This is a genomic window from Desulfosporosinus burensis, from assembly GCF_054657535.1.
The window spans coordinates 1-5,176 of sequence record NZ_BAAHYN010000034.1 but is presented as its reverse complement, the minus strand read 5'-3'; the positions used below and the strand labels follow the sequence as shown (position 1 = coordinate 5,176).

General features: G+C 46.6%; 6 protein-coding genes. 3 read left to right on the top strand and 3 right to left on the bottom strand.

Annotated features, from left to right (window positions below):
• The 3 genes from ACYQ3Q_RS28140 to ACYQ3Q_RS28130 all read left to right on the top strand — a co-directional run.
• The coding region (locus ACYQ3Q_RS28140; protein ID WP_459931707.1) for a Mu transposase domain-containing protein at positions 1-581 on the top strand (581 nt) is incomplete at its 5' end.
• Positions 574-1,350: an ATP-binding protein gene (locus tag ACYQ3Q_RS28135; protein WP_459931706.1), complete on the top strand. Its 777-nt coding sequence runs from the start codon at positions 574-576 to the stop codon at positions 1,348-1,350. The genes ACYQ3Q_RS28140 and ACYQ3Q_RS28135, both read left to right, overlap by 8 nt.
• Complete coding sequence (locus ACYQ3Q_RS28130; protein WP_459931705.1) at positions 1,347-1,526, top strand: hypothetical protein; 180 nt, start codon at positions 1,347-1,349, stop codon at positions 1,524-1,526. The genes ACYQ3Q_RS28135 and ACYQ3Q_RS28130 overlap by 4 nt, the downstream gene beginning before the upstream one ends.
• Before the next feature lie 548 nt (positions 1,527-2,074).
• Here ACYQ3Q_RS28130 and ACYQ3Q_RS28125 read toward each other — a convergent pair.
• The 3 genes from ACYQ3Q_RS28125 to ACYQ3Q_RS28115 form a co-directional block, all read right to left on the bottom strand.
• A complete protein-coding gene (locus ACYQ3Q_RS28125) occupies positions 2,075-2,893 on the bottom strand; it encodes an ExeA family protein (RefSeq protein WP_459928059.1) in 819 nt (272 codons plus the stop codon).
• Positions 2,886-4,277 carry a DDE-type integrase/transposase/recombinase gene (locus ACYQ3Q_RS28120; RefSeq protein WP_459928060.1) on the bottom strand — a complete coding sequence of 464 codons (1,392 nt, stop codon included), beginning with the start codon at positions 4,275-4,277 and terminating at the stop codon, positions 2,886-2,888. Before ACYQ3Q_RS28120 ends, ACYQ3Q_RS28125 begins: the two co-directional genes overlap by 8 nt.
• Positions 4,278-4,380: 103 nt before the next feature.
• A complete protein-coding gene (locus tag ACYQ3Q_RS28115) occupies positions 4,381-4,989 on the bottom strand; it encodes a DUF6431 domain-containing protein (protein WP_459928061.1) in 609 nt (202 codons plus the stop codon).
• Positions 4,990-5,176: the final 187 nt, after the last annotated feature.

Genomic DNA, 5,176 nt, shown 5'->3' with positions numbered 1-5,176 from the left:
AAATGGCTGTCTGGTCAACTGCCAAAATACAACCTGATTATCTCATAACGGTGGGGAAAAACAAGTATTCGGTGCCGTTTGAATTCATCGGACACGAGGTGGATATCCGTTCTACGAGCAAAACTATTGAAGTGTTCTTTCAAAACAATCGCATCGCCTCCCATGTCAGAAAATATGTGATCGGTGATCATGAAATATTGCCTGAACATATGCCTGAGAATCATCGGAGATACCTGGCCTGGAACAAGGAAGCCTTCCTTGAGTGGGCAGAAGAGGTTGGAAGGTCAACCTTGATGGTCATGAAATCCTTCCTGGCCTCCGTCAAGGTAGAGCAACTTAGCTACAAAACCTGTGGCTCGTTGATGAAGCTGGCTGATCGTTATTCTGTAACGCGGATTGAAGACGCCTGTGCCCGTTCTCTTAGCTATACCCCTTCGCCAAGCTTGAAAAACATACAGACCATCTTGAAAACCGGACAGGACAAGGTGAAACCGGAGAAGGATTCGGACACTCCAAAACCAAGCGGCAAATACGGTTTTACCCGAGGAGCCGAGTATTTTGGAGGTGGCCGAAATGATTAATCAGGTGACTCTAGATAAACTGCACGGTATGCGTTTGAGTGCAATGGCCGAGGCCTTCACCTCCCAAACAGGAGATAAAGCTTATGCATCCCTTACCTTTGAAGAGCGATTCGGGATGATTATTGACCACGAATGGGGAAAGCGACGCTCCAATAAGCTGCAAAAGCTGATCCGGACTGCAGGTTTTCGGTATCCCAATGCCTGCATGGAGAGTATTGAGTACCACGAGGACAGAAAACTGAACAAACCACAGCTGTTACAGTTCTCAACCTGCCGCTACATCCAGGATGGCCATCATCTCATTATTGAAGGTCCTTCGGGAAATGGCAAAACCTTCTTGGCTTGTGCCCTTGGCAATGCTGCCTGCAGGAATTTCATGACAGTTCGCTATGTAAGGCTTCCTGAACTGCTCAACGACCTTGTCGTTGCCAGAGGTGAGGGTACTTACAAAAAGCTGATAAAAATCTACCAAAAGGTTGATCTGCTGATTCTGGACGAGTGGCTGTTAAAGCCCTTAACGACCGATCAGGCTATGGATCTGTTTGAAATCATCGAGGCTCGAACCCGACAGGGTGCCATGATTTTCAGTACCCAATTTGACCCAAGAGGATGGTATGAGCGTATTGGAACTCCAGAGGATGGTACTGTATCGGAAGCCATCATTGACCGAATTAAGCACAATGCCTACGAAATACTCATCAATGGGAAAATATCCATGCGTGAGCGCCACGGCTTAAACGCCAATAAGCCGGGAGGTGCAAACGAGTGAACAAGAAGAATTACAAAGAACGTTATGAAGAATTGCACGATCTTTTTCAAGAGCTATTGTCTGATCATAGACAAGTTCTCGAAAGTTTGGGCGAACTGCGAGCAGAAAACGAAATCCTTATGGGTATTCTGAAAGAGCATGGCATTAAAATACCAACCAAATATGCGGATTTCTAAGGAATTAAGTTAGGCCACCCTAGCTGAGGTCTTGCCGTTGCTGCTGCAAGACCTCAGCTGGCAAACTGAACTTCTGAAATGCCCTCATACCAATATCTTCCCAATAAAGCATGTTATCCACAATATCCACAGTCCCTGGAGGTGATATCGGAAAAGAGTTGTCAGTTCAAAACAATTGCTGATAAAACCATCAGGGTCATCAAAGGGGTTGGTGGCTTTCTATTCCGTGATCATGGCTCTATTTCCCCGTGAAGGTGGCTCTCTTTTTCCGATAAAGTGGCTCTTTTACGCCGAAATATTCATCTTTGATAAAGTTTATATCCAACCCTTTTTCAACAGCGTGCTGCTTGGCAATGTGTCGCTTCTCAGCTCACATGACGGCGTACATCTCACTGCCAATGGCAGAAGAAATGTGCCGACAATACGCCAATACCAGTAGAATTCTACCGCCAATACTTTCCTCTGCAATGACAGTCAATGTGGATAAGAAAAATCCCCAATATACACATGCCAATCCATGTGTATATTGGGGATAATGTGGATACTATCTAAATAGCACTACCACGTTGCCGTTCAGCATCCGCTAAAATTCGCCCAATTTGAGCATCCTCCACAACCTCGCTCCCGTTTCGATCTGCCTCATAGAGGGCATGAGTACAAAGAGTGTTAATTAGCCGAGGTATGCCCTTCGTCTCGGAGTGGATTAGAGCTAAAGCACTATCGGAAAAGACAGGGGTGGAACGATTGGCATGTTTCATTTGATGTCGAATATAGGCTGCAGTTTCTTGGGCGTTAAGGCCATTCAGGTGGTACTGAAGGTGAATGCGCTGGGCAATGGCCTCATACTTATTCATTCGTAAGGTTCGTCTCAACTCGGGCTGACCTACCAGGATGATGGAAAACAAGGACGCAGAATCCATCTGGTGATTTAAAGCAAACCGGAGCTCTAGGAGCATGGACGGGCTAATATCCTGAGCTTCATCGATCACCAAGACTAAGAATTTCTTTCCTTGAATCAACCGATCGGTTAAAACATGTTCAAGTAAACGTTTGGCCCTAAATAGAGAGAATAGTGGCTCCTCCCCAAGCTCACGTAATAATTCCGAGTAAAAATCCCGAGGTTTCATCCCCGCACGGCTGAGATAGATCACTTGGTAACGAACAGGGTCTAAGGTCAGACCCAGACGGCGGACAAGGGTCGATTTGCCACTGCCAACCTCTCCTGTAAGCACTCCTAAACCAGAATTGGAAACCATCAACTGTAAGCGAGCTAAAGCTTCAGCATAGGCACCGACCTCAAAGAACATATCGTTCATTGGAGAACGAGAAAACGGAATTAGATGGGTGGCATTTGGCAGATCAGTCATGGGTAGCCTCCTGCTTTGGCCCGAAATTTAAGGCTTCTTGGGCCCATGTCTTACGGCGTTTTTCCTCCGCCATTTTGAAAAAATTCAACCCAGTCGCTGGAGCTTCCTCCTGTTTTTCGACCTTGGATCTCGATTTGACCCGTTCATGGATACTGCGATTTAAATCGAGAAGTCGGGCATCGGGTAGCCGGTTTCCTTCATGCCATACTTGCATTACGCTTAGCTCGTAGGGGTCAAAGCGAAGCGTGACGGTTTGACTAGAAAGGTGAGACGGAACCTCGAAGAGATTACCAAAGACGCTGACACAACCGGCCTTATCCACCTTTCGCGCTTCTTCCCAAAGGAAGATCTCGGTCAGTTCCATCATCGATACCCGGCGCATAGTCCGTTTAATACCTGCAGCCCTATCCATAGGAGACTGACCGGTACTACCGTGCTTACGTAAGTGGTAGTACCCTTCTAACCAGGATGTAAAGGCCTCATTTAAGTGCTTCAACGTCGAAAGACTACCGTTTCCAATCTGTACATGGGCCTCTGGTCTGAAGCTTGTATCAATAAATCTGAAGAACCTCTCAATTTTTCCTCGGCCCATTGGTTTGTACGGACGCGAGTGAGAAAGCTTAATGTTTAACTTGGCACAGATCCGGACCAAATGGTGGGAAGAGAAAACGCTCCCATTATCGCAGTAGAACTGAGAGGGCACTCCGTGGCGCAAGATCGCTTTTTTGAGGGCATCTTCTAAACGAGGCAATTTCTCATCCCAGTAGAATTCTCCGTGGACAATCGCCCTGGAAAAATCATCAATGATGGCGAATAACATTGCTTTTTTACGTTTCTTAGGATTCTGTGGGTCCGGCAAATAAAGGGTATGTTGAAAATCCGCCTGCCACATGAGATGAACATCTTCCACTTCGAAACGTCGATGCCCTCTCGATGATTCCACAGCCTGCAAGAGTTCCTGGCGGCTGACACCTGCCTTGCGCAAGTGCCGGGATAAGGTACTTGGGGCAAGCACTCCCTCCGAGGCTAAACCGCTATGTTCTAATAGGTATATAATCTGCTCCACACTTCGCTCGGGTCGTTCACGGCGTAGCTCAATGGCCTTTTGTAAGATGGGGGCCGGTAAAGCTATGGCGTTTTTCTGAGGACGTTTTTTAGGTTTAAGCCCATCCCACCCCTCTTTTCGGTAGTTTGCCATAAAGCGCTCAAGCGTGCGTACACTAACCTGAGTCTTGTGGCTGCCTGGAATGGTGTAATTGAGCGCGGCAATTTGAGCAAGCTGACGCTTCAGCCCTCCAGGAATCATCGGAGTCTGACGAGATACAATCGGTGCTATTAATCCGTAACGAAACGCTGCCATCTGTTCATCTGTAGCAAAATCCATGGTTTCTCACTCCTTCAAACATAAAGTTAGGCTAGGGTTGCCCCTACCGCTATTCTGACTGAAAAAGTTTCGCCATTCTATGGACAGCTTTTGTGGGATCAAGCTAACCAACCGTCACCGCCCTTGAGCGTTTAATCTGGTAGAGCCAAGTAAGAAGTCCGATAGTCATAAATCCTGGTATTGTCGATCTTACTTGCTCCCAAGCCCTAAACAACCAGGACCATTCTCGGGCTGGTTTCGACGGGCCAACAGGGATTTCCACATGGGGCAACTTCTCTATGATAATCCGCCATTGTTCGGAGGATGAGTCTTTCAGTTCATCATGGATCGCTTTGCTCCAGCGCCAAAGAGTCTTCTCACTAAACCTCCCCGCCGAAGTGACTAGATCTTCCGCAATTTTTACCAAAGCTACCCCAGATAACTGTTGGCGGATCACTTCTTCTTTAACTTCCCATGCCACCTGATGGTGTTCCATCACAAAGTTAGGAAGAAATGATGTGGCTCTCCCACACTTGATACATTTAAACCGGTAGATGGATATAATGAACGCTTCTAATAACGTATACACTGTTCGTTTAAAACTTCCATGTTTATGTAGCATCGCTTTCTCAAAGCAGTGGGGACACACCCTTGGACGCAAGTGATTTGGGCAACCATCAATAAAGCCTTCAATATAAGACTGGACAGTCCAGATTTCTTCAGGTAAACTCATATTGGTAGTAACCAATGGGAAAGAGGAAACGAGGCTGGCGGGCCGATGATGTTTCCTCTTTCTTTTATCCTTTTTTAATGATTGTCATGTGGCCTATTTAGCCACATGACAATCATTATCTCCTAGAAACGACAAAGAAGGCAAGAAAAAACGCTCACTTTAATGTCAATTAAAGTGAGCGCCCACA

What these genes read in the sequence shown, in the direction of transcription:
- ACYQ3Q_RS28125 (WP_459928059.1), bottom strand. Translation starts at nt 2,893, where the DNA reads ATGACTGATCTGCCAAATGCCACCCATCTAATTCCGTTTTCTCGTTCT.
- ACYQ3Q_RS28135 (WP_459931706.1), top strand. Translation starts at nt 574, where the DNA reads ATGATTAATCAGGTGACTCTAGATAAACTGCACGGTATGCGTTTGAGT.
- ACYQ3Q_RS28120 (WP_459928060.1), bottom strand. Translation starts at nt 4,277, where the DNA reads ATGGATTTTGCTACAGATGAACAGATGGCAGCGTTTCGTTACGGATTA.
- ACYQ3Q_RS28115 (WP_459928061.1), bottom strand. Translation starts at nt 4,989, where the DNA reads ATGAGTTTACCTGAAGAAATCTGGACTGTCCAGTCTTATATTGAAGGC.